Here is a 21,173-nt window from a genome sequence, read left to right on the forward strand (position 1 = left end):
TCCACCGGGGAGTACGTGGAGGTGGACGCGCCTTTGCCGGAGTATTTTCATCAGTTGTTAAAAATACTTTAACTTCATTTCCTATTGTCTAAATCTTCCAAATGTTATATAATATAATCAGATAAAAGTATTTATTTTGCAATAATGCTTTTATACTCTGAAAAAAGCGAGGTATCAATATGAATACAGTGATTACGATTGGACGGCAATTCGGTTCGGCAGGGCGTGAGATCGGCGAAAAGGTAGCGGATTACTTCGGAATCAAATGTTATGACAAGGACCTCCTGACCAGGGCCGCCAAGGAGAGCGGGTTCTGCGAGGAGATGATCCAGAACCATGACGAGAGGCCTACCAACTCTTTTCTGTATAACCTGGTCATGGATACCTACTCTTTTGGCTATAACAATTCTTCTTTCGTGGATATGCCAATCAGCCACAAGGTCTTTCTGGCCCAGTTCGACACCATCAAGAAGATTGCGGACGAGGGGCCTTGCGTCATCGTGGGGCGCTGCGCGGACTATGCGCTGGCCGGCCGCACGAATGTGGTGAACCTGTTCATCTACGGCAATGACGAGGCCAAGACGAAGCATGTCATGGAGCGGTACAACCTAAGCGAGAGCAAGGCCAGGGACATGATCGTCAAGAAGGATAAGCAGCGCCAGAGCTATTACAATTACTATTCCTCCAAGAAATGGGGCCGGGCGGACAGCTACGACCTGTGCATCAACAGCAGCGTCCTGGGGGAGGACGGCACTGTGAACCTGATTGTCCAGTATGTGGAAGATTTTGAGAAGAAAAACGGTTGAAGCTATTGACAGAATGAGGCGCCTTGTGCTATGATGTCCTAGTGTGCATGATATGGCTGCATTTATGTAAGGTGTATGTGCACAAATGCCGCATGGTTCGGTAGAAGCGTGTCCGCAGAGCGCGGATGCCACCAAAGCCAGCGAGTAAAATGAACCTGTCGGTTCATGAATAGGAGGTGCCTAATTATGTACGCAATTATTGTAACGGGCGGAAAGCAGTACAAGGTTTCCGAGGGCGATGTCATCAGTGTCGAGAAGCTCGAAGGGGAAGCCGGCAGCGCCATTACCTTTGACCGTGTCATTGCTGTGAGCGATGAGGGACTGAAGGTAGGCCAGGATGTTGCCAACGCTACTGTATCCGGGACTGTGGTAGAGCAGGGCAAGGGTCGGAAAATCATTGTATACAAGTACAAGAGAAAGACCGGCTATCACAAGAAGAACGGCCACAGACAGCTTTACACAAAGGTCAAAATCGACAAAATCAATGCATAATCGGCTATGACGACTGTAGTGATCTGCAGAGACAAAGATGGCTCCTACAGAGGCTTCTACTGTATGGGGCATGCGGGATACGCAAAACGCGGCAGACCTGATATCCTCTGCGCGGCCATATCGGCCCTTACCATCGGCACCGTCAATTCCCTGGAGGAACTGGCCGGGGAAAGGCTGACGGTCACGGAGAATGAGCAGACAGGGTTTTTGAAATGCGATTTTGAAAGCGTCCTGCAGGAAAAGTCGGGTTTCCTGATGGATTCCATGGTTTTTTCCCTGGAAAACCTGAGCAAGGAATACGGCGATAAGTATTTACAAGTAAAATTCGAGGAGGTGTAGACCATGTTTCGTATGAACCTTCAATTTTTCGCTCATAAAAAGGGAGTTGGTTCCACCAAGAACGGAAGAGACTCCGAATCTAAGAGATTAGGCGCGAAGAGGGCTGACGGACAGTTCGTGAAGGCTGGAAATATCCTTTACAGACAGCGCGGAACCAAGATTCATCCCGGCGTGAATGTAGGGAGAGGCGGAGATGATACTCTGTTCGCAAAGGTGGATGGTATCCTTCGTTTCGAGAGAAAGGGAAGAGACAGAAAGTGTGCTTCTGTCTATCCTGTAGAGGAATAGTTCAATCGGCAGGGACTCCAAACAATCCGTTTGGAGTCCTCGTTTTATGAAAGGTATCGTTTATGTTTGCAGACAGAGCCAAGATATATGTGAGGAGCGGCAAGGGCGGGGACGGCCATGTGTCCTTCCGCCGTGAAAAGTATGTGCCGGCGGGAGGGCCTGACGGCGGGGACGGCGGCAAGGGCGGAGACGTGATTTTCGTGGTGGATCAGGGCCTGAACACGCTGATTGACTTCCGAAATGTCCGGAAGTACAAGGCGCAGGACGGAGAGCCCGGCGGCAAACGCAACTGCCGGGGCAAGGACGGCAGCGACATTGTGCTGAAGGTACCTCCTGGGACGGTCATCAAGGAAGCGGCCAGCGGCCAGGTCATCGTGGACATGTCCGGCGACAACCGCCAGGTCACCCTCTTAAAGGGCGGGCGCGGCGGCAGCGGGAACCAGCACTATGCCACCAGCACCATGCAGGCCCCCACCTACGCCCAGCCGGGACGTCCGGCAAAGGAACTGGAGATCCTGCTGGAGCTGAAGGTCATTGCGGATGTAGGCCTGGTAGGGCTGCCCAACGTGGGCAAATCCACATTTCTGGCCAGGGTCACCAACGCGAAGCCGAAAATCGCAAACTACCACTTTACCACCCTGAACCCCAACCTGGGCGTGGTGGATTTGGACGGCACTAACGGATTCGTCATCGCGGACATCCCGGGGCTGATTGAGGGGGCCTCGGAGGGGATCGGGCTGGGGCATGAGTTCCTGCGCCATATCGAGCGCACCAAGGTGATTATCCATATCGTGGACGCGGCCGGTACGGAAGGGCGCGACCCCATTGAAGATATCTACGCCATCAATAAGGAGCTGGACGCCTACAATCCGGATATCGCCAGGCGGCCCCAGGTCATTGCCGCCAACAAAATCGACGTAATCTACGACCGGGACGACAGCCCTGTGAATGCCATCAAGGCGGAATTCGAGCCAAAGGGGATTCCAGTATACCCTATCTCCGCAGTCAGCGGAGAGGGCGTGAGAGAGCTGCTGTACCATGTGAACGGGATGCTGGAGGAGCTCGGAAGCGAGGTCACTGTATTCGAACAGGAGTTCTTCCCGGAGCAGGCAGCCGCCAATCAGAATGACCCTTATACTGTGGAGTACGATGCCGCCAAAGACGAGTACGTGGTGGAGGGCCCCCGGGTGGAGAAAATGCTGGGATACACCAACCTGGACAGCGAGAAAGGCTTCGCCTTCTTCCAGAATTTCCTGAAGACCAACGGCATACTGGAGCAGTTGGAGGCGCTGGGGATCCAGGACGGCGATACCGTCCGCATATACGGGCATTCCTTTGACTATTATAAATAACGAAGGTGGATAATCATGACTATGACGAGCAAGCAGAGAGCGTATCTGAAAAGCCTGGCCAGCAATCTGAAGCCTGTCTTCCAGGTGGGGAAGGCCAGCCTTACCCCGGAGCTGACAGCGGCTATAGAGGAGACGTTCAACAAAAACGAGCTGGTAAAGATCGCGGTGCTGAAAAACTGCGCGGACGACCCGAACGAGATAGCGGAGATGGTGGCGGGGCGCACCCATTCCCAGGTGGTGCAGGTCATCGGCAAGCGAATCGTGCTGTATAAGCCGGACAGGGACAAGCCCAAGATCGTGCTTCCCAGATGATTTTCGGATAAGGGGGGCAGGCAGAGGAAAATGAAGAAGAGTATCCGTATGGAAGAAGAGCATTCCATGGAAGAAGAGCATTCCATGGAAGAAGAGCATTCCATGGAGGAAACGCCTCCCATGGGAACGAGACGGATAGGCCTTATGGGAGGGACATTCAATCCCATCCATGTGGGACATTTGATGCTGGCGGAATGGGCTCTGGATGCGCTGAAGCTGGACGAGGTCTGGATGCTTCCCGCAGGGATGCCCTATATGAAGGCCGCGCAGAATATCCTGCCGGGCGCGGAGCGGCTCCGGATGGCACAGCTTGCCGTCAGGGGCAACGGCCGTTTCAGATGCCTTGACCTGGAGGTAAAGCGACAGGGGTATACCTATACCTGCGAGACCCTGGAGGAGCTGCGCGGGAAATATCCGGAGGATGCATTTTTCTTCATCGCCGGGGCCGACTGCCTGTTCTCCATCGAGAAATGGAAAGCACCGGAGCGGATTTTCGCCAATTGTACTTTGGTGGCCGCGGTCCGGGGAGAGAATACCCTGCCGGAGATGGAGGCGAAAAAGCGCGAACTGGAGGAGCGGTTCTGTGAGGGGCGGGAGATCGCGCTGCTCCCCTTCCTTCATATGTCCATTTCCTCCACGGAAATCCGGGAGCGCGTCCGCAGAGGACAGAGCGTCAGGTATCTGGTGCCCGACGATGTATTAGCATATATCAGAGAAAAGGGATTTTACCGTGAAAAAAGCGATTAGTTTGAAGAAGCTTCGAAGAGCCATGGAAAAGGTGCAGGACAGCAAGCGCTTCGAGCATACCTTAGGGGTGGAATACACTGCGGCGGCGCTGGCCATGCGCTACGGCTGCGACGTCAGGGACGCGCAGATCGCCGGTCTGCTCCACGACTGCGCGAAATGCCTTACGGACGAGAAACGCCTTTCCATCTGTAAAAAGAATAAGATTCCCGTCACGGCGGTTGAGAAGAAGAACCCTTTCCTGCTCCACGCAAAGGTGGGGGCCTATCTTGCCTATCAGAAATATGGCGTCAGCAATCCGGATATCCTGAACGCTATCCGCAGCCATACCACGGGCAGGCAGAATATGAGCACTCTGGAAAAAATCGTCTTCATCGCCGACTATATCGAGCCGGGCAGGACGCACGCGGCAAATCTGGCGGAGATTAGAAGGATCGCTTTTGTGGACCTGGACAAGGCCTTTGTCCGAATCCTGTCGGATACACTGGACTATCTGAAGGATACCGGCAACGAAATCGACCCTAAGACGGAAGAGACATGGAAATATTATAAAAAATGACGGGAGGATTTTATGGAGAATAAGAACGCAAAGGAAATGGCCCGGATGGCCATCCATGCGCTGGAGGACAAGAAGGCGGAAGACATTCGCATCATCGACATCAGCGAGGTTTCTGTCATTGCGGATTACTTCATCATCGCCAGCGGCTCCAACAGGAACCAGGTCCAGACCTTGTGCGACAATGTGCAGGAGACCCTGGGCCGGGCCGGATATCCGGAGAGACAGACGGAAGGATATCAGACGGCGAACTGGATTCTATTGGATTTCGGCGATCTGATCGTCCACATCTTCGACAGGGAGAACAGGCGCCTGTATGATTTGGAGCGCATCTGGAGAGACGGCAGGCAGATGGAGATACAGGATCTGGATGCCTGAGAGAGCGTGACAGAACATTACAGTTGATTACAGCAGCCAAATCACAGCAAAAAGGAAGCCCTTGGTTCGGACAATCCGGCCAGGGGCTCCTTTTTTCGTTATACTGATTCCTCTCTGTTGCCAAGGTGCATATAAAAGCTGATCAGATAGAGTCCGCAGAGGCCTACGATTGCGTAGACGATTCTGGAAAGCCACGACATATCGCCAAAGATAAAGGCTACCAAATCGAAGCGGAATATGCCAATCAAAGCCCAGTTGATTGCACCGATGATGGCAATGGTAAGGGCAGTACCGTCCAAAAATTTATTTCCCATTTGTCTCCCTCTTTTCTGCGCGGCATTTAAAGTCCCGGCTATACTAATATCTGCAATAAAGGCTGATTTATGCATTGCCTGGAGATTCGGCAGAGCTGAAATTTCTGGCAGAAACGAGACAAATCATGAAAAATCAGCGATAAAAACGGAATATACCGAATACCTTGCCCAGAATCTGGCAGTCGTCCACGATGATGGGTGCCATGGAGTCGTTCTCGGGCTGCAGGCGGATATGCCCATCCTCTTTATAAAATGTCTTCACCGTGGCGGAATCGTCGATCAGGGCCACCACGATCTCCCCGTTGCTGGCCGTGCTGCAGGCGTTGACAAAGACCCTGTCGCCATTGAAGATTCCCGCGTTGACCATGGAATCTCCCCGGACATTGAGCACGAAGGACTCGCCGCTTGGCACCAGGTTCGCCGGCACAGGGAAATAATCCTCGATATTCTCCTCCGCAAGGATAGGCTGCCCTGCGGCCACATTGCCGATGATGGGAAGGTTCACCATCTCCGTGCGTATCATCTGGAAGCTGTCGTCACAGATTTCGATGGCCCTTGGCTTGGTAGGGTCTCTGCGGATATAACCGTTCTTCTCCAGAGTCTCCAGATGGGAATGGACGGAAGAGGTGGACTTCAGGCTCACGGTCTCACAGATTTCACGGACTGTAGGCGGATAGCCTTTCTTCAGTATCTCATCCTTGATGTAATCGAGTATTTCCTGCTGCTTGGCTGATATCTTTCCAGATGCCATATATTTACCTCCTGTCAAAGCCGTTTCATTATCCTGTTCATTTGCTATCTCAAGCTTATCACAAATGAGAAAAAAAAGCAAACATATATTCCAAAAATATGTTCGCTTTTTGTTGACAAACAGATGTTCTTGTATTATAATCCAAAACAGAACAGATGTTCCGGAACATATGAGCGTTTCAGGGACAGGGAGGAGAGCAGGATCATGAGAGGGCAGAAGAGCGTCAGCAGGATGAACAACGGGGAACTGAGGTTTTACAGATGTATGCTGAGGCTGCGCAGAGAGCGCCGCCGCCGCTTGTTGATTTCCATGTTCGCCATGCTGGCGATCACCTGTGTCATCATAACAGGCAGCATATATTGTTCTTCTATAAAGAGCCATGCCGGAAGCGGCTTTAAATATTATACCAGCATCACCGTTGAGACGGGCGAGACCCTCTGGAGCCTCGCCGACGAATACATTAATTATGACCATTATAAGGACAAGAACAGGTATATCGCCGAAGTCCAGAGCATCAACCACCTGGACGGCGCCGGTACGCTCATGGCCGGACAGACATTGATCGTCCCCTATTATTCCGATGAATATGTAGAATGACGAACAGCGGAAGGTAGCAGCTATTTCTCCGACGGCTTTTCCCGGAGCCTTACGTACTGGGCAGCCCTGCGGCGGTTGGCATCCTGCTGGGCGGCGTAATGCTTTCGCGTGGTGTTGACATCCTTATGGCCGAGGACGTCCGCTACCAGGTAGATGTCGCCTGTCTCCTGATAGAGGTTCGTGCCGTAGGTGCTCCGCAGCTTGTGTGGCGTAATCTTTTTGAGGGTGGTCACCCTGGAGGCATATTTCTTGACCAGGTTCTCCACGGCCCGGACTGTCATCCTGCGGTTCTGTAGGGAAAGGAACAGTGCGTTTTCATGGCCATCCAGAGGAATGATCTGTTCGCGCTCCTCCAGATAGTCCAGGAGCGCGGTCTCTACCTCCTCGCCGAAATAGACTATGGCTTCATACCCGCCCTTTCGGCGTATCTTGATGCCGCATACGTCAAAGTTGACATCCTGGAGATCCAGCCCTACGCATTCCGATACACGGATGCCGGTTCCCAGGAGCAGGGTCAGCAGGGCCACGTCCCTTATTTTTGTCTTTTTATGATATTCCAGTTCCTTTTTGGTAAGCTTGGTGCCGTCTTCCACCTGATCCAACAGGATTGCCACCTCATTGGGCTCCAGGCGTATGATTTCCTTGTCGTGGAGCTTTGGCAGGGACACAAGGGAGGCCGGATTGTTCTTGAGCATCTCAGCCTTGTAGAAATAATTGTAGAAGCTGCGCAGCGCGGCCAGCTTTCTGGATTTTCCCCGCTCCGCGTTTGTGATGTCCTTGCCGTCCTTCTGGTACAGGGACATATATTCCAGATATTCCTCGATATCGAGATGTGTCAGCTCGTCCAGAATCGAAAAGGGGAAGTCCCTGATCTCGATTTTCCTGCACAGGGCGTTCTGTTCATGGAGATATTCAAAGAACAGCCGGATATCGTAGGCGTAGGCCAATCTGGTGCGGGCGGAGGTGTATTCCTCGATTCCCCGGAAGAAGGTCTTGCAGAAAGGGGGAAGGGTCTCCAGCACGGCCCTCATCTTCAGGATATTTTGTTTGTTCTGTTCGTCATGGTAATTATGTTCATTTAAAACTGCCATCGATTCCCCAACCTTTCATTAATGAAGAAATGCCTTCATTGCTGTTTCGAATTGCCGTGAACATCCGCTCCTTTACCCCGGGATTTTCCTGGTTCAACTGACGGAGCAGATTCTTTACATACTCACGTTTGGTATATCCGTCTGCGGGACAGGGGCTCTTTACTACAGGTACGCCGTACTTATGGACGAAGCCGATGACATCCGATTCATTCATGTACAGCAGAGGGCGGATGACCGTGAGCTGCGTCCTGTCCAGGTATGTGACCGGGGAAAAGGTATGGAACCTGCCCTCGAAGATAAGGGACATCAGCATGGTCTCCACCACATCGTCCTTGTGGTGGGCATAGGCGATTTTTTGGCACCCTGCCTCCTTGATTGCCTGGTTCAGGGCGCCCTTGCGCATCTTGGCACAGAGAGAGCAGGGGTTGTCCTCTTTACGCTGCTCAAAAATTATCTGGGCGATGTCCGTCTGTACAATGGTGTATTCCACTTCCAGTTCCCGGCACAGATCCTTGATCTTATCCAGATTTAGGTTCTGGAAGCCCAGGTCTACCGTGACGGCATGGATGTCGAAATGTTTCGGATAGAATCGCCTCAGGCTGTGGAGCGCATACAAAAGCGTAAGGCTGTCCTTGCCGCCGGAGATGCCGATGGCAATCTTATCCCCCTCCTCTATCATCTGATAGTCGTCCACTGCCTTGCGGACATAGCTTAATACCTGCTGTAGTTTCATATGTTCCCTGCTCTTTCCTGATATGTTTTTATGTTCCATATTATTTTAGTATGTTTAAGAAATAAAGACAATAGGTAATTTAGAGAGTACCCATTATATTTTATTTCCGATTGGATATACTTTTATCAGAGCATTCCATGGAAGAAGAGCATTCCATGGTACAATTTAAGGAGGAATCAATATGGTAAAATTTGCGGAAAGTGTTACAAAGGACAATCTGATGAGGGCTTTCGCCGGAGAGAGCCAGGCGAGGAACAGATATACCTTCGCCGCCTCACAGGCGAAGAAAAACGGCTTGTATGTCATCAGCGCGATTTTTGGCTATACGGCTTCTCAGGAAAAGGAGCATGCGGAAATTTTCTACAATCATTTAAAGGATCTGGCAGGAAGCACCATTACCGTGGACGGCGGCTATCCCGTAGACATCTCGGATGATGTATGGCATCTTTTGGATAAGGCGCAGCACAATGAGTATGAGGAGCATGACCCCATCTACAGGTCTTTCGGGGAAACCGCGAAGAAGGAAGGCTTTGACCAGATAGCGTCCTCTTTTCTGCAGATTGCGCAGGTTGAAAAGGTTCATGGAGACCGCTTCGGAAGATATGCCCAACTGCTCAAGGAGGGAAAACTCTTTGTGTCGGATGTGGAAGAGGAGTGGATGTGCCTGAACTGCGGTTTTGTGTTCAAGGGTACAAAGGCGCCTAAGGCCTGTCCGGTATGCCGCCATGACCAGGGGTATTTCATCCGTTTTGAACTGTCGCCTTTTGAGGGAAGAATCTGCTAGGATTTGCCGGGAAATTTGCCGGGATATAAAATTTTATGTGGAAAAAAGAAAATTTTTGGAAATCTTCGGAAAGCCCACTTGTTATGCGAAGAAATTAAGTGTATTATAATGAAAGAAGTGCATTCCATTGGAAGAAGTGTATTCCAATGAAGAAGAGCATTCATATGAAGATGCATTCCAGATAAAAGGCATTCCATGGCAGATTGCATTTGGGGAAGCTTACAAGAAAGGGCACCTGTATGAAATTCAATAAAGACAGTAAATATATTCGATGGGGATTGACGGCCTTTGCCGTCATAGCAGGAGGAATCACTTTTTATTATTTCATTTTCCACAGCACGAACATCAAGCTGGGCGTCGGCAGGATACTGGATATCCTGAAACCAGTTCTGTTTGGGCTGGCCACGGCATATCTGTTGACTCCTGTATTGAATTTCGTAGAGAACAAGGTTCTGACACCGCTTCTGGATAAATGCAGCATAAAGAGAAGCAGAAGACGCAGGGTATTCATCAGGGGAACCGGCATATTGATTACGGCCTTCTTGTTCGTGGAGTTAATCTATATGCTGGTTTCCATGCTGATTTCGCAAATCATCCCCAGCGTGCAGGGCATCATCGATAACTTTGATTCCTACAGCTCCAATGTCACGGCGTGGATCGAGCAGACCCTGGAGGACAATCCGGAAATTGGCAGCTATGTGACGAAGACTTTCGACCAGATGGAAGACCAAATCAACGATTTGATCAAAAATATCCTCCCGAATACCGCCTCGCTGATCAAGACAGTATCCCTCAGCGTAATCAGCGTAATCGACGTCCTGTGGGATTTCATCATCGGCTTCATCATATCGATTTATGTGCTTGCGAACAAGGAGCGCTTCGCAGCCCAGGCAAAGAAATCGGCATACGCTTTATTTGAACAGGATACGGCCAATATTGTGATAAGGAATTTCCGCTTTACCCACAGGACGTTTATCGGTTTCCTGAGCGGGAAGGTTCTGGATTCCATAATAATCGGCATCCTGTGCTTCGTTGGTACGTCTCTCATGGGCACGCCCTATGCCATGCTGATAAGCGTGATTATCGGATGTACGAATATCATTCCTTTTTTCGGGCCGTTTCTGGGCGCGATTCCCAGCACTGTCCTGATTTTCGTAGTAGACCCCATGCATCCGCTGAACTGCGTCTATTTCGCATTGTTCGCCCTGGCGCTCCAACAGTTTGACGGCAATATCCTTGGCCCCAAGATACTGGGCAATTCCACCGGCCTGACCGGATTTTGGGTCATTTTTGCAATCACCTTCTTCGGAGGCCTGTTGGGCGTATTCGGGATGATTGTAGGAGTGCCGATCTTTGCAGTCATCTATGCGGCCGTAAGGGCCTTCGTCAATACGAAGCTGGATAAGAAGCATCTGCCGAAAGATACAAACCAGTACGAATCTGTGGAATACATAGACGAGAAGGGGATACATCCCATGGTTCCGGAAGGAAAATCGGCCAGGCAGGTCAATGGATTCCACATCAACAGGGGAGAAGTGCGTTCCCGGGACAAAAAGACGAAAGGTGACGATAAAGACAAATGAGATTTCTAGTACAGAGAGTGAAAGAAGCCGATGTGACCGTAGACAATCAGGTCATCGGAAGAATCGGGCAGGGCTTTTTGGCGTTCGTAGGCATCAGCGCCGCTGACGTGGAAGGGCCTTCCCCTGAGAAAATAGCGGATAAGATGGTAAAGAAGCTGCTGGGGCTGCGGATTTTCAGCGATGAGAACGGCAAGACCAATCTGGACCTGAAATCCGTGGGAGGACAGCTACTTATCATTTCCCAGTTTACCCTCTATGCGGATTGCCGGAAAGGCAACAGACCGTCCTTCGTGAACGCTGCGCCACCTGACGCCGCAAACAGAATCTACGAATATATCCTGAAAAAATGCAGACAGGAGATACCGACAGTGGAAAGCGGAAGCTTTGGCGCACACATGAATGTCTCCCTGGTCAATGACGGCCCCTTCACAGTAATCCTAGACTCTAATGAATTAAACCTTCAAATGAATTAACCTTCCTGCTGCACGACATAGGCCGCCGGGAGCAGGTCCTAAATAAGAAAATGACGATGAAGCTTATGAAGCTCGCCAGCAGGGACGCCGTGATCTTCAATAAATCAATTTGCTGCAGCACGGATCCGGCCGAAAGGAGGGACGCCACCCTGCGGAGCCGGGCAGCGCCGCAGGGTGGAAAGAGCATGGAGGCCGCCAACAGAAAAAAGAGTGGAACAATGCTGGAGCATGTGGTATAATGTCCTCGTTGTCCTAGCCGAAATCCTGACAACAGGAAGGAGGTGGGCACATGGACATAATTACCTCTTTACTGGCGACCGTCCTGGGCGGTGTGATTGTACACTACATCGTCAAATGGCTCGACGGCGGCCACAAGGACAACTAATGGGCCTAGTGGGTGACCTGCCACTATAAAAGAAGGGAAGAACCCCCTGACTGTGCTAGCACACGGTCAGGGGGTTCGTTCTTTGTCACATGGACCTAAGCAATTACCTCTTTGCCTATCGGCATTATAGCATATGCACATCCCGATTGCAATATTCCCAGGGAAAATTAATAAATTAATTTCCTGTAGACGAAGACACCGGCAAAATCTTTCCGCTATCCAGAACTATTCGTTAAACTATCCTTTTGCGAATAGTTGGATGCGGCACCCCACTTACCCCTCCGCAAAGAAATAAGCCGCCATCTGTGCCCGCGAGCTGAAGCTTTCCGTTTCCAGCAGCCGTTTGATTTCTTCCTTGGTATAGAACCTGGCTTCAATCTGTTCGTTTTCCGAAGTGTGGTCCTCGAAATCGCCTTCGGCCTCCACAAAGGCGATGTAGGTGGTTGTATCGGAAATGGCGACGGCTGCAAAGGACGGGGGCAGAATCTTTTTGATTTTTTTGACTTTCAATCCGGTTTCTTCATAGAGCTCCCTTGCGACGCATTCCTCAATGGATTCGCCGGGCTCGAGCATTCCGGCGCACAGGTTGTATATCGTGCGGTTGACGCCCATTCGGAATTCATGGAGAAGGAGCATCCTGTCCCCATAGGTGGCTACAATGGACACACCGCTTGGCTTGCCGCCAACATCCTCTATGCCGGCGAGTTCCCGGCGGCTGACCATTTCGTACTTCTTTTCCCTGCCAGCCTTATTTCGATAAGTAAGTTCATAGTTCTTCAGATATTTTCCGTCCCTGACCTTTTCAAATTTTGTCAATTCCATGACTTTTCCAGACTCCTTTTTATAAATTCCCCCACTTTTTCAAAAAGCTATTGACAACCCTTTTCTTCATTTACGAGACAGCTTTTACAATACATCCGAAAAATGAAGCTGTTCCCGCAGCGGTTTGCTGATTTTTTTCCGGGTAATCTCCACCAGACCCAGCGGCGTCATGTCTACAACTGTAGTCTTTACTTTGTCCCGCTTTACAAGGGACTTCAGCACACAGAGTAGCTGTGCATTGTCGCCGGGCGACTGCATGTTTATGAAATCCACGATGATAATGCCTGAAAGGTTCCGCAGCCGAAGCTGGAACGCCACTTCTTCCGCCGCCTCCAGATTGATGCTGCGGTATGTGTCCTCAGGATTCTTCCCATCCTCGCACTTCCCGGAATTCACGTCTATGACTGTCAGGGCCTCCGTGGGCTCTATGACCAGATAGCCGCCTGATTTCAGCCATATCCTGGTCTCCAGCGCCGGTTTCAGCTTCCCCTCGATGCCATACAGCGCGGAAAGGGAAAGCATGCTGTCCTGGTACAGACGCACCGGGACATCCAGGGCATTCTCCTTCTCATAGTGCATGATCTGCTCATAAAGCGGCCTCTGATCCGTGATGATTTCCCATGATGGGGCCTCTTCGGATGCCGCGCCATTGAACGAAAACTGCATCAGCGTGGCTTCCACCTCTGTATTCGCCTTTCTCAGACAGGAAAAGCAGTTCCGGTATCTGGCAAAATAAAGCAGCCTGATATACTGTGCGGCCAGGTCGTAGAAATGTTCCAGCAGCTCTTCCGCACTCTCCTGTTCCGCAGCCTTTGTACGGACGATCATTCCGGTGGAAGGCAGGACAAAGGACATGAGTTCGAGGCTTTCGGATTTCAGGCGGCTCAGCCAGGCATCCGACAAAAGCGCCCGGCATTCCTGTACCAGGCAGTCGCCTTGGCCTGTGCCCAGAATCCCTGCATCCCGCAATATCCTGTGCAGGAGTTCCCTTCGTTTTTTGCCGAGTTTTGTGGAGTAGCATACTCTCTTTGAGCCCATTGTCAGCACAAAATACTCATTGGACAGGGAAATCTGGGTGGTCACGGAGGCCCGTTTCGACTTCTGGGCATCCCGGGTGACCTGGACAAGGATTTCGTCTCCCTCCAGGAGCCGCCCGTCTGCGATACGGTTCAAAGGGGCGTTCCAGGACGGCATCGCATTGATTTCCTTCAGGGAGAGGAAGCACAGCTCCCCTTTTTCGATTTCCACAAAGCAGGCATTGATGTTCTTGACTATGTTCTTGACTTTGCCGATGTAGACGGAGCCTATCTTGCTGGGAATCTGGGGGAAAAAGGATGCCTCCACCAGGCGGTTGTTCTGTATGGCCAGAGCGCAGCGCTGTCCGCGATAGGATGTGAAAAGCAGCTTCCCCTGGTCTGTGGTCTTACGCAGCGTCGTCTCTTCTTCCGTAAGGGTTACAGAGGATTTTGGCGCAATGCTTCTGCTCATGTCATCAATCTCCTTTGCCATACAGGGAATATTCTTCTTCCGGGGAATGATTTTCTTCCACGGAATGCCCTTCTTCCATGGAATGCCCTTCTTCCACGGAATGCCCTTCTTCCATGGAATGCCCTGTTCCGACCGCGTCCAGGGGGACAAGCACACGCTCTGATGTAACAAGTATCCGCTCCGATGCAGCGGTATCATGGGAGGAGGGCATTTCGGCGTACACCTCTTCCCTGGTGATCATAAGCGCATTTTCCTGCAGGCTTTCCCCCTGTTCCGCAAGCATTGCCTCTATCACCTGGACAGGCTTGATATTTCCGCTGCTGGAGGCATCTACCAGCATACGGATGACCATGCGCCCGCCGGTCTGCCCCTCTTCCATACAGAAGTCCTCCATACAGACGGCAAGCTGAAAGATGCCGGGCCTGATGTCCACCTCCCGTTTTCCTTTCTTCGTCTCCTTGGTGACCAATATCTGCTCCCTGGACAGAAAGGTAGGCAGAGCCGCGGCCAAATCCGCCCCAGGCTCTCTGCCTTCGCGGAAGCGCACTGTGTAAGCCGCCGCTGCCACGCTGGCCATGGCGTTTCCGGCGGCATCCGGCAGTATCTTTACGGATGTGACCTCTATTCCGGGCGCGCTGACGGCATTCAGCCGCTCCAGGACGTCTGCGCAGGAGGTGATGGAATGGACCTCGATATCCATATATTCCCCATTGCTGGTCAGCCCTACGCCGAGAGGAGCGGCGAAGGCCATGACCTGGTGAGGGCTGAAGCCCCTGGAATACACCACATCAATCTGTGCCCTGCGTATGGCCTTTTGAAAGAAGCGCATGACATCCAGATGTCCGGTATAGCGGACGGGGCCATATTTTCTGAACTTAATACGGAGTCTCATAAGAATGCGTCCTTCCCGGGAGTTTTTCTCCCTGTTGCTGGCTGTCTTGCCGCCTGAATGCGGCGCTGCGGAAAATGGCTGTGCCGCATCCCGCCGTATATCCGGGACAGCCCTGGCTTATCTGGGCTCGAGGCAGATGCCTCCTCCGAACCTGGCAGCGCCGCAGCCCTGGCATTTCTGCTTGCAGTTTTCGGAGGTCTCTTCCCGCTTCGCCTTTTCCCACTCCCGCTTCAGAAATTCCTTCGTGACACCGCAGTCGATGAAGTCCCAGGGAAGGATCTCGTCCAGAGGCCTTTCCCTGTGGGTATAGAAATGGACAGCGAGGCCGTATTCCTCCATGGCCTCCAGCCATCTGTCATTGTCGTAATATTCTCCCCAGGCGTCATAGAAGCCGCCCTTTTCATAGACCCTGCGGATGACGTCACACAGCCGCCTGTCGCCTCTGGCCAGGACTCCCTCCATGACGCTGGCATCGGCCTCATGCCAGTTGTATTTGATGCTCTTCTGGTTCAACTGTTCGGAGATGGCAGTCCTGGTCAGATAGGCCTTGTCCAGGAAGTCCTCTTTGGTGCACTGGGCCGCCCACTGGAAGGGGGTAAAGGGCTTTGGCACGAAAAAGGAGGTGCTGGCTACGATCTGCACTCTCCCGCCCGCCCTGCGCTCCTTGGGGACGGTATCAAAATAGGTGGCCGCAATCTTGTTGGACAGCTCGGCGATTCCCCGGATATCCTCCTGGGTCTCCGTGGGCAGCCCCAGCATGAAGTAGAGCTTCACCCTTGTCCAGCCCCCCTCGAAGGCCAGCGCGGCCCCCTTTAAGATGGCTTCCTCCGTGAGGCCCTTGTTGATGACGTTCCGAAGGCGCTGGCTCCCCGCCTCGGGTGCGAAGGTCAGACTGGACTTCTTCACGTCCTGGACCTTGCTCATGACATCCAGGGAGAAAGCATCGATGCGCAGGGACGGCAGGGAGATGTTCACATGCCTCTTGCTGCACTCCTCTATCAGGAAATCCACCAGCTCCGGCAGCCTGGAGTAATCGCTGGAGCTTAAGGAGCTTAAGGAAATCTCCTCATATCCGGTGCCGTCCAGCATCTCCAGGGCATATTTTTTCAGGGTCTCCACGTCCCTCTCTCTGACAGGGCGGTACAACTGGCCTGCCTGGCAGAAGCGGCAGCCCCGGATGCAGCCGCGCTGGATTTCCAGCACCAGGCGGTCCTGGGTGACCTTGATGAAGGGGATGACGGGCTTAGTGGGGTAACAGGCATCCGTCAAGTCCATGACGATTTCCTTCACAATGGTATCCGGGATGCCTTCTTCCAGGGGGAAGAACCGCTCTATGGTGCCGTCCTCCCTGTAGGTGACATCGTAGAAGCGCGGCACATACAGGCCGGGAAGCTTTGCCGCCCTGCGCAGGAATTCCACCCGCCCCAGGTTCCGGTCCCGGCAGTCCTCATACAAGGTCAGGAGCTCACGGTATCTCGTCTCTCCTTCTCCGATGTAGAATATATCAAAGAAATCCGCCAGGGGCTCCGGATTGTAGGTACAGGGCCCGCCGCCGATGACGATGGGGCAGTCTTCTCCCCGGTCAGTCGCTTTTAAGGGAATCTGGGCCAAATCCAGCACCTGGAGCACATTGGTGTAGCACATCTCATACTGCAGCGTAATGCCCAGAAAGTCGAACTCCTTTACGGGATCCTGGGATTCCAGCGCGAACAGAGGGATGTGCCGGCGGCGCATGACGGCGTCCAGATCCACCCAGGGGGAATAGACCCGCTCGCACCATACATCCTCCATGGAATTGAACATGTCATACAGAATCTGTATCCCCAGATGGGACATGCCGATTTCGTACACATCCGGAAAACACATGGCGAACCGGACTTTCACTTCCTCCGGATCCTTCATGACCGAATTGTACTCGCCGCCAATATACCTGACGGGCTTCTCTATGCTCATCAGGATGTCATCGCTCAGCGCCAGCTTCCGGGGAGCGCCCTTCCCGCATTCTGTAGAATGTTCCCGTGCAATAGCCGTCATACATCTCTCTCCTTTTGGATCAGCCTAAAAGCTATTTCCATATCTCTTTCATCCGTTTCACATCCGCGCCGGTAATCTCCTGGTCAGAGTAGCGGGCCCGCTCATACAGCTCCGCCATACCGTTTACCTCCAGCTTCCGCTCCCACTCTCTGGCGGTGTAAAGCCCAAGGCCGGACTTGTCCCCGGCATCCATCCTGGCGGTGGCGGCGGTCAGCTTCTTTTTATAAAGCTTCCGGATCCGCTCCCTGGGGGAAAGCGCGGTGAACAGCCCGGATATTTTTTTGTCCTTGTCTTTCACTATCTCGCATTTCTCCCGGAAGTCGTAGGCCTCTCCTGTCTGGATCTCCTGGCTCTGATAACGGAATACCATGTATTTCTGGACTAATTTAAACAGCTTCCAGAGCAGCACCCCTGCGCCGATCAGGGCGGCGGCCCCGAAGAGGACGATTGCGATGAACTCCAGAACCTCCCAGAGCCAGAAGGGCTCCTCCCCGGGCGGCAGCCCCATGCCCCCCATATCCCCGGAGGGCATTTCCGCCGGCGCAATCTCCGCCACCTCCTCCGAATGGGAGCCCCGGGAGAACAGGAAGCGCAGGAATTTCAGCAACAGATCCCCTATGGGCCTGAGGATTCCGGCCAGCCATTCGAACTGTGTGCTGAGCACCAGGATGCCTATCCCCGCCAGGGTATATCCCAGAACCAGGCCCATGCCGGAATGGAACATTTCCGCCGCAGGAAGGAAGCCGGCGCTGCTTTTGTTCATGGACAGGAAGTCCAGATAATGATCCATGAAATAAATGACGAAATAGAGCGCGATGACTCCGATCAGAGTAATGTTGTAGTAATTCTCCCAGCCCCTTGTGCCCTGATAATACTGGAACAGCGCAGTGACGGCCGACAGCACCACTCCCACCGCCAGGGGCATGCCCTCGGAATATACGGTGCTGTGCTTCAGGCGCAGCAGAAGGGAATGGATGATATAGCCGATGACACAGGCCATACAGGCGACCCTGGTCAGAACCGACTGGCCGGATAGGGCGAAAACCAGAACAGCCATGCCCAGATGGACCAGCAGGAACAGGAGGAGATTCCTCACCTTGCAGCGGAACACGAAGAAGGCCAGGGGAATCAGGCTGCACAGGGCCCACAGGGCCAGGCTGGGGTCTCCTGTTCCGAGTAGCTTCTTCATCACTCCCATAACCGTCAGAAGCAGGGGGAACAGCATCCAATGGTTCATCTGCTCTGTCAGGAACTCATTAACGATTTCAATCCGCTTTATATTCATTGGAATCCTTTCTTCCATGGAATGCTCTTTCTTCCATGGAATGCTCTTTCTTCCATTATAATACCCTTTCATGCCTCAAAATAAATGACTTCAATCCGTTTCTGAAGCTCCGGCGGGAGCTCCGGCTCCTTATTGCCCAGCACAGGGTAGAACCATGTGAAGGGATTGCCGGTCTCCTCATACCGGTCCAGGAGCGCCACGAAGTCATCGTACCGGTTGGGAGCCACGAAGCAGGTGTAGGCCCCTTTGGACTCCTGGAACAGCTTCTCCTCGAAGGTCTCCACAAAGCCTGCGGTCGGCTGGGCGGTGTCGATTCTGGCCAGGGCGCGGTAGATGAAGTCCATCTGCCCTTCGCTGGCCTTGCCGTCCACGCTCAGGGGCTGGTGGGTCAGGATGTCCACGCCGTTCCCGTAGCAGGAAATCTGCATCCCCTGCTGCAGGAAATGGAGGCACAGCGATACCACGATCCGCAGGGACATTTCCACGGCCTCCTCTTTTTTCAGGATATTGTCGTCCTGAATGTTGAAGAAGATGCGGACGCTCTTCAGGGAGGTATAACCCATCTGGTTCACTTTGAAATCCCCTGTCTTGGCGGTGGCCTTCCAGTTGATGCTGCGCATGTCGTCGTAGGGCTGGTACTCCCTAATGCCCCGGTATTCAAAGGGATCCTCCAGCAGATGGCGCCTGGTGAGCATCTCCCCGTTCAGCTGGACGAAGGACTGGCGCAGCCTCCTGCTGTCATAGGGCTTCGGATATACGTAGAGCTCCGCCCTGACAGGCTGGTCCGCTACCATCTGCCCGAGGAAGAACAGGTCGGATGCCACCAGGCTGATTTCGTCTATGGTATAATACCCTCTTTTTCCCCCGGTAAACCGCAGGGTGCGGGTCACTCTCTCGCCGCCGCTGATGCGGAATACGTCATTGCGGTAATACTGATCCGTGGTGCGGGAGCCTTTTTCGTTGCCGAATATCAGATGCCTGTCTGTCTTGAACTTCACCTTCAGCATGGACAGGGGGAGCCTTTTTCTGTTTTCGATGATTTCCCTCAGCTCTCCCTGCTCTCCCTCAAAGATATGGTTCGTCCCGAAGCTGAGGGAAATCCCCAGGTGCTTCTGCCAAAGCTTTTCGTAAAGACGCCTCTGGGCGATGAAAAGGAGGTAGGCGATAAGGCCGATTCCCAGTAGTTTGATCATTTCAATACCTCGTCTTTACGCACGAAACTCCTCGGTGGGCACAGGGATGTTTCCAAGTATCTGCTCCATCCATTTCACGGTATTCTCTGTGCCGCCGGAGCCATAGCCCAGCACGAGCCTGTGGGCCAGCACGGGAACCGCCAGCGCCTTGATGTCGTCCGGGGCCACATAGTCTCTGCCGTCCAGATAGGCATAGGCCTTTGCGCAGCGCAGCAGCGCCAGGTTCCCCCGGGGGCTGACGCCCATGACGACCTGCTCTCCCGTCCTGGTGGCCTCCACGATGTCCACCATGTATTCCTGCACGCATTTATGTACGAAAATCCGTCCGGCCTCCTCTCTGGCCGCGGCCAGCTCCTCCAGGGTCAGGACGCTTTCCAGCTCGGCCAGGGGCTCCTTATCCATGTATTTCTCCAGGATGGCCAGTTCTTCTGCCCTGTCCGGCAGACCCATGGAAAGCCGCATCATGAAGCGGTCCATCTGGGCCTCGGGCAGGGGGAAGGTTCCCGTGGTCTCCACCGGGTTCTGGGTGGCGATGACGAAGAAGGGCTTCCCGGGTACATAGGATTCCCCGTCGATGGTGACCTGGCGCTCCTCCATGCACTCCAGCAGGCCGGCCTGGGTTCTGGGGGTGGCGCGGTTGATCTCATCCGCCAGAAGGATATTGGTGAATACAGGCCCCTTGCGCAGGATGAATTCGTTCTTCTGCCTGTCGAAGACGTTCAGTCCCGTGATGTCGCTGGGCAGAAGGTCCGGCGTGAACTGTATCCTTGCAAAATCCGCGCTGATGCTCCTGGCCAGGGTCTTGGCCAGCTTGGTCTTGCCTGTGCCGGGCACGTCCTCCAGCAGTACGTGTCCGTCCGCCAGAAGCGCCGTCAGGAGCAGCCTGGCGGTCTGTTCTTTTCCTACGATGACCTTGGCGATGTTGGACAGGATCTTATCCCCCAATTCTTTTCCGTTGCTTCCCATTTTTTGTTTCCCTCTCTTCCACTGGAATGCTTTTTTTCCATTCTATCATAATGCCGTCCAAAATGCCATATTTTTAAATAAGCTTTCTTACTCTTTTGAAGGAATCTCAATATGAGCGATGCGACTATGGAACAGAAGCTGCGGCTGGTGCAGCAGGTGCGCTCCCGGTATCAGGAGGATCAGTATGACCTGTCCAACAGGGAGCGGATATTGTACGGGAGGACCAGTATCAGTCCGGAAAGGGCCGCCGGATACGGCTCTTATTATGATGATTACTACCCGGAGGGGGCCTTGCCCGGGGAAGGGGCGTCGTCCTTCCGGCTGCGGCTCTTCCTCGCCATGTTCCTGGTGATGCTTGTGATTGTCATGGACGTGAACGGCATAGCGGTGGCCGGAATCACCGCGGAGAAGATCTACGAGGTGATTTCGGCCGACTATGAGGAGGTGCTGGAAACCTGGGTGGAAGCGATTTCCTCCAATGTCCGGAAGTGAGCTGGCCGGTCAGGAGGGTTCTG

27 protein-coding genes are annotated in these 21,173 nt (G+C 53.0%); 16 read left to right on the forward strand and 11 right to left on the reverse strand.

Annotation, left to right across the window (positions count from 1 at the left end):
• The first annotated feature begins 179 nt into the window (after positions 1-179).
• The 9 genes from Q2B33_RS11385 to rsfS all read left to right on the forward strand — a co-directional run bounded on the left by Q2B33_RS11385 (position 180) and on the right by rsfS (position 5,267).
• Complete coding sequence (locus tag Q2B33_RS11385) at positions 180-806, forward strand: AAA family ATPase (RefSeq protein WP_296456847.1); 627 nt, start codon at positions 180-182, stop codon at positions 804-806.
• Positions 807-992: 186 nt separating this feature from the next.
• Positions 993-1,298, forward strand: coding sequence for a 50S ribosomal protein L21 (gene rplU / locus Q2B33_RS11390; protein WP_300571885.1), 306 nt, complete (start codon positions 993-995; stop codon positions 1,296-1,298).
• A gap of 6 nt (positions 1,299-1,304) precedes the next feature.
• Positions 1,305-1,637, forward strand: a complete 333-nt coding sequence (locus tag Q2B33_RS11395; protein WP_300571887.1) for a ribosomal-processing cysteine protease Prp — start codon at positions 1,305-1,307, stop codon at positions 1,635-1,637.
• Between the two features lie 3 nt (positions 1,638-1,640).
• The gene (rpmA, locus tag Q2B33_RS11400; RefSeq protein ID WP_296456854.1) at positions 1,641-1,925 is read left to right on the forward strand and encodes a 50S ribosomal protein L27; all 285 of its coding nucleotides are present in this window, start codon (positions 1,641-1,643) and stop codon (positions 1,923-1,925) included.
• A gap of 62 nt (positions 1,926-1,987) precedes the next feature.
• Positions 1,988-3,277, forward strand: a complete 1,290-nt coding sequence (gene obgE, locus Q2B33_RS11405; RefSeq protein WP_300571890.1) for a GTPase ObgE — start codon at positions 1,988-1,990, stop codon at positions 3,275-3,277.
• A gap of 21 nt (positions 3,278-3,298) precedes the next feature.
• On the forward strand, positions 3,299-3,589 hold the full coding sequence (yhbY, locus tag Q2B33_RS11410; RefSeq protein ID WP_296456858.1) for a ribosome assembly RNA-binding protein YhbY: 291 nt from the start codon (positions 3,299-3,301) through the stop codon (positions 3,587-3,589).
• 30 nt (positions 3,590-3,619) lie between these two features.
• On the forward strand, positions 3,620-4,336 hold the full coding sequence (nadD, locus tag Q2B33_RS11415) for a nicotinate-nucleotide adenylyltransferase (protein WP_300571892.1): 717 nt from the start codon (positions 3,620-3,622) through the stop codon (positions 4,334-4,336).
• Between the two features lie 22 nt (positions 4,337-4,358).
• A complete protein-coding gene (gene yqeK / locus Q2B33_RS11420; RefSeq protein ID WP_300914007.1) occupies positions 4,359-4,892 on the forward strand; it encodes a bis(5'-nucleosyl)-tetraphosphatase (symmetrical) YqeK in 534 nt (177 codons plus the stop codon).
• Between the two features lie 12 nt (positions 4,893-4,904).
• Entirely contained in the window at positions 4,905-5,267 is a 363-nt protein-coding gene (rsfS, locus tag Q2B33_RS11425) for a ribosome silencing factor (protein ID WP_300571896.1), read from the forward strand.
• Positions 5,268-5,365: 98 nt separating this feature from the next.
• Here the strand turns inward: rsfS and Q2B33_RS11430 are convergent, their stop codons facing one another.
• Together Q2B33_RS11430 and lexA are read right to left on the reverse strand one after the other, a co-directional pair.
• Entirely contained in the window at positions 5,366-5,581 is a 216-nt protein-coding gene (locus Q2B33_RS11430; RefSeq protein ID WP_296456869.1) for a DUF378 domain-containing protein, read from the reverse strand.
• 133 nt (positions 5,582-5,714) lie between these two features.
• A complete protein-coding gene (gene lexA / locus Q2B33_RS11435; protein ID WP_296471222.1) occupies positions 5,715-6,332 on the reverse strand; it encodes a transcriptional repressor LexA in 618 nt (205 codons plus the stop codon).
• 204 nt (positions 6,333-6,536) lie between these two features.
• Between lexA and Q2B33_RS11440 the strand changes: the two genes are divergently transcribed.
• The gene (locus Q2B33_RS11440; RefSeq protein ID WP_296471219.1) at positions 6,537-6,929 is read left to right on the forward strand and encodes a LysM peptidoglycan-binding domain-containing protein; all 393 of its coding nucleotides are present in this window, start codon (positions 6,537-6,539) and stop codon (positions 6,927-6,929) included.
• A gap of 20 nt (positions 6,930-6,949) precedes the next feature.
• Here the strand turns inward: Q2B33_RS11440 and Q2B33_RS11445 are convergent, their stop codons facing one another.
• Together Q2B33_RS11445 and Q2B33_RS11450 are read right to left on the reverse strand one after the other, a co-directional pair.
• Positions 6,950-8,020 carry a tyrosine-type recombinase/integrase gene (locus Q2B33_RS11445; protein WP_300571899.1) on the reverse strand — a complete coding sequence of 357 codons (1,071 nt, stop codon included), beginning with the start codon at positions 8,018-8,020 and terminating at the stop codon, positions 6,950-6,952.
• Positions 8,004-8,753: an ATP-binding protein gene (locus Q2B33_RS11450; RefSeq protein WP_300571901.1), complete on the reverse strand. Its 750-nt coding sequence runs from the start codon at positions 8,751-8,753 to the stop codon at positions 8,004-8,006. The genes Q2B33_RS11445 and Q2B33_RS11450 overlap by 17 nt, the downstream gene beginning before the upstream one ends.
• Before the next feature lie 181 nt (positions 8,754-8,934).
• Between Q2B33_RS11450 and rbr the strand changes: the two genes are divergently transcribed.
• The 5 genes from rbr (at position 8,935) to Q2B33_RS11475 (ending at position 11,832) form a co-directional block, all read left to right on the forward strand.
• Positions 8,935-9,537, forward strand: coding sequence for a rubrerythrin (gene rbr, locus Q2B33_RS11455; protein ID WP_300571903.1), 603 nt, complete (start codon positions 8,935-8,937; stop codon positions 9,535-9,537).
• A 127-nt stretch (positions 9,538-9,664) separates the two neighbouring features.
• Entirely contained in the window at positions 9,665-9,790 is a 126-nt protein-coding gene (locus tag Q2B33_RS11460; RefSeq protein WP_300571905.1) for a hypothetical protein, read from the forward strand.
• A complete protein-coding gene (locus Q2B33_RS11465; protein ID WP_300571907.1) occupies positions 9,777-11,120 on the forward strand; it encodes an AI-2E family transporter in 1,344 nt (447 codons plus the stop codon). Before Q2B33_RS11460 ends, Q2B33_RS11465 begins: the two co-directional genes overlap by 14 nt.
• The gene (gene dtd, locus Q2B33_RS11470; RefSeq protein WP_300571909.1) at positions 11,117-11,593 is read left to right on the forward strand and encodes a D-aminoacyl-tRNA deacylase; all 477 of its coding nucleotides are present in this window, start codon (positions 11,117-11,119) and stop codon (positions 11,591-11,593) included. The genes Q2B33_RS11465 and dtd overlap by 4 nt, the downstream gene beginning before the upstream one ends.
• A 50-nt stretch (positions 11,594-11,643) precedes the next feature.
• Complete coding sequence (locus tag Q2B33_RS11475) at positions 11,644-11,832, forward strand: hypothetical protein (protein ID WP_300571911.1); 189 nt, start codon at positions 11,644-11,646, stop codon at positions 11,830-11,832.
• 419 nt (positions 11,833-12,251) lie between these two features.
• Here Q2B33_RS11475 and Q2B33_RS11480 read toward each other — a convergent pair whose 3' ends face one another.
• The 7 genes from Q2B33_RS11480 to Q2B33_RS11510 form a co-directional block, all read right to left on the reverse strand.
• Entirely contained in the window at positions 12,252-12,800 is a 549-nt protein-coding gene (locus Q2B33_RS11480) for an NUDIX hydrolase (RefSeq protein WP_296471198.1), read from the reverse strand.
• 84 nt (positions 12,801-12,884) lie between these two features.
• Positions 12,885-14,288, reverse strand: coding sequence for a ribonuclease E/G (locus Q2B33_RS11485; protein WP_296471195.1), 1,404 nt, complete (start codon positions 14,286-14,288; stop codon positions 12,885-12,887).
• 4 nt (positions 14,289-14,292) lie between these two features.
• Positions 14,293-15,180, reverse strand: coding sequence for a TIGR03936 family radical SAM-associated protein (locus Q2B33_RS11490; RefSeq protein WP_300571914.1), 888 nt, complete (start codon positions 15,178-15,180; stop codon positions 14,293-14,295).
• Positions 15,181-15,297: 117 nt separating this feature from the next.
• Entirely contained in the window at positions 15,298-17,214 is a 1,917-nt protein-coding gene (locus tag Q2B33_RS11495) for a TIGR03960 family B12-binding radical SAM protein (protein ID WP_300571916.1), read from the reverse strand.
• Between the two features lie 31 nt (positions 17,215-17,245).
• Positions 17,246-18,499 (reverse strand): DUF4129 domain-containing protein, encoded by a 1,254-nt coding sequence (locus Q2B33_RS11500; RefSeq protein WP_300783710.1) that lies wholly within the window; start codon positions 18,497-18,499, stop codon positions 17,246-17,248.
• 68 nt (positions 18,500-18,567) lie between these two features.
• Positions 18,568-19,692, reverse strand: coding sequence for a DUF58 domain-containing protein (locus tag Q2B33_RS11505; protein ID WP_296471183.1), 1,125 nt, complete (start codon positions 19,690-19,692; stop codon positions 18,568-18,570).
• Positions 19,693-19,707: 15 nt separating this feature from the next.
• Complete coding sequence (locus Q2B33_RS11510) at positions 19,708-20,658, reverse strand: MoxR family ATPase (RefSeq protein ID WP_296471180.1); 951 nt, start codon at positions 20,656-20,658, stop codon at positions 19,708-19,710.
• Positions 20,659-20,769: 111 nt separating this feature from the next.
• Between Q2B33_RS11510 and Q2B33_RS11515 the strand changes: the two genes are divergently transcribed.
• On the forward strand, positions 20,770-21,150 hold the full coding sequence (locus Q2B33_RS11515; protein ID WP_300571921.1) for a hypothetical protein: 381 nt from the start codon (positions 20,770-20,772) through the stop codon (positions 21,148-21,150).
• Positions 21,151-21,173: the final 23 nt, after the last annotated feature.

The organism is uncultured Acetatifactor sp., from assembly GCF_948601915.1.
Taxonomy (GTDB): domain Bacteria; phylum Bacillota; class Clostridia; order Lachnospirales; family Lachnospiraceae; genus Acetatifactor.

Coding starts and splice junctions, on each gene's coding strand:
- Q2B33_RS11385 (WP_296456847.1), top strand. CDS start 180: ATGAATACAGTGATTACGATTGGACGGCAATTCGGTTCGGCAGGGCGT.
- rplU (WP_300571885.1), top strand. CDS start 993: ATGTACGCAATTATTGTAACGGGCGGAAAGCAGTACAAGGTTTCCGAG.
- Q2B33_RS11395 (WP_300571887.1), top strand. CDS start 1,305: ATGACGACTGTAGTGATCTGCAGAGACAAAGATGGCTCCTACAGAGGC.
- rpmA (WP_296456854.1), top strand. CDS start 1,641: ATGTTTCGTATGAACCTTCAATTTTTCGCTCATAAAAAGGGAGTTGGT.
- obgE (WP_300571890.1), top strand. CDS start 1,988: ATGTTTGCAGACAGAGCCAAGATATATGTGAGGAGCGGCAAGGGCGGG.
- yhbY (WP_296456858.1), top strand. CDS start 3,299: ATGACGAGCAAGCAGAGAGCGTATCTGAAAAGCCTGGCCAGCAATCTG.
- nadD (WP_300571892.1), top strand. CDS start 3,620: ATGAAGAAGAGTATCCGTATGGAAGAAGAGCATTCCATGGAAGAAGAG.
- yqeK (WP_300914007.1), top strand. CDS start 4,359: ATGGAAAAGGTGCAGGACAGCAAGCGCTTCGAGCATACCTTAGGGGTG.
- rsfS (WP_300571896.1), top strand. CDS start 4,905: ATGGAGAATAAGAACGCAAAGGAAATGGCCCGGATGGCCATCCATGCG.
- Q2B33_RS11430 (WP_296456869.1), bottom strand. CDS start 5,581: ATGGGAAATAAATTTTTGGACGGTACTGCCCTTACCATTGCCATCATC.
- lexA (WP_296471222.1), bottom strand. CDS start 6,332: ATGGCATCTGGAAAGATATCAGCCAAGCAGCAGGAAATACTCGATTAC.
- Q2B33_RS11440 (WP_296471219.1), top strand. CDS start 6,537: ATGAGAGGGCAGAAGAGCGTCAGCAGGATGAACAACGGGGAACTGAGG.
- Q2B33_RS11445 (WP_300571899.1), bottom strand. CDS start 8,020: ATGGCAGTTTTAAATGAACATAATTACCATGACGAACAGAACAAACAA.
- Q2B33_RS11450 (WP_300571901.1), bottom strand. CDS start 8,753: ATGAAACTACAGCAGGTATTAAGCTATGTCCGCAAGGCAGTGGACGAC.
- rbr (WP_300571903.1), top strand. CDS start 8,935: ATGGTAAAATTTGCGGAAAGTGTTACAAAGGACAATCTGATGAGGGCT.
- Q2B33_RS11465 (WP_300571907.1), top strand. CDS start 9,777: ATGAAATTCAATAAAGACAGTAAATATATTCGATGGGGATTGACGGCC.
- dtd (WP_300571909.1), top strand. CDS start 11,117: ATGAGATTTCTAGTACAGAGAGTGAAAGAAGCCGATGTGACCGTAGAC.
- Q2B33_RS11475 (WP_300571911.1), top strand. CDS start 11,644: ATGACGATGAAGCTTATGAAGCTCGCCAGCAGGGACGCCGTGATCTTC.
- Q2B33_RS11480 (WP_296471198.1), bottom strand. CDS start 12,800: ATGGAATTGACAAAATTTGAAAAGGTCAGGGACGGAAAATATCTGAAG.
- Q2B33_RS11485 (WP_296471195.1), bottom strand. CDS start 14,288: ATGAGCAGAAGCATTGCGCCAAAATCCTCTGTAACCCTTACGGAAGAA.
- Q2B33_RS11490 (WP_300571914.1), bottom strand. CDS start 15,180: ATGAGACTCCGTATTAAGTTCAGAAAATATGGCCCCGTCCGCTATACC.
- Q2B33_RS11495 (WP_300571916.1), bottom strand. CDS start 17,214: ATGACGGCTATTGCACGGGAACATTCTACAGAATGCGGGAAGGGCGCT.
- Q2B33_RS11500 (WP_300783710.1), bottom strand. CDS start 18,499: ATGAATATAAAGCGGATTGAAATCGTTAATGAGTTCCTGACAGAGCAG.
- Q2B33_RS11505 (WP_296471183.1), bottom strand. CDS start 19,692: ATGATCAAACTACTGGGAATCGGCCTTATCGCCTACCTCCTTTTCATC.
- Q2B33_RS11510 (WP_296471180.1), bottom strand. CDS start 20,658: ATGGGAAGCAACGGAAAAGAATTGGGGGATAAGATCCTGTCCAACATC.
- Q2B33_RS11515 (WP_300571921.1), top strand. CDS start 20,770: ATGAGCGATGCGACTATGGAACAGAAGCTGCGGCTGGTGCAGCAGGTG.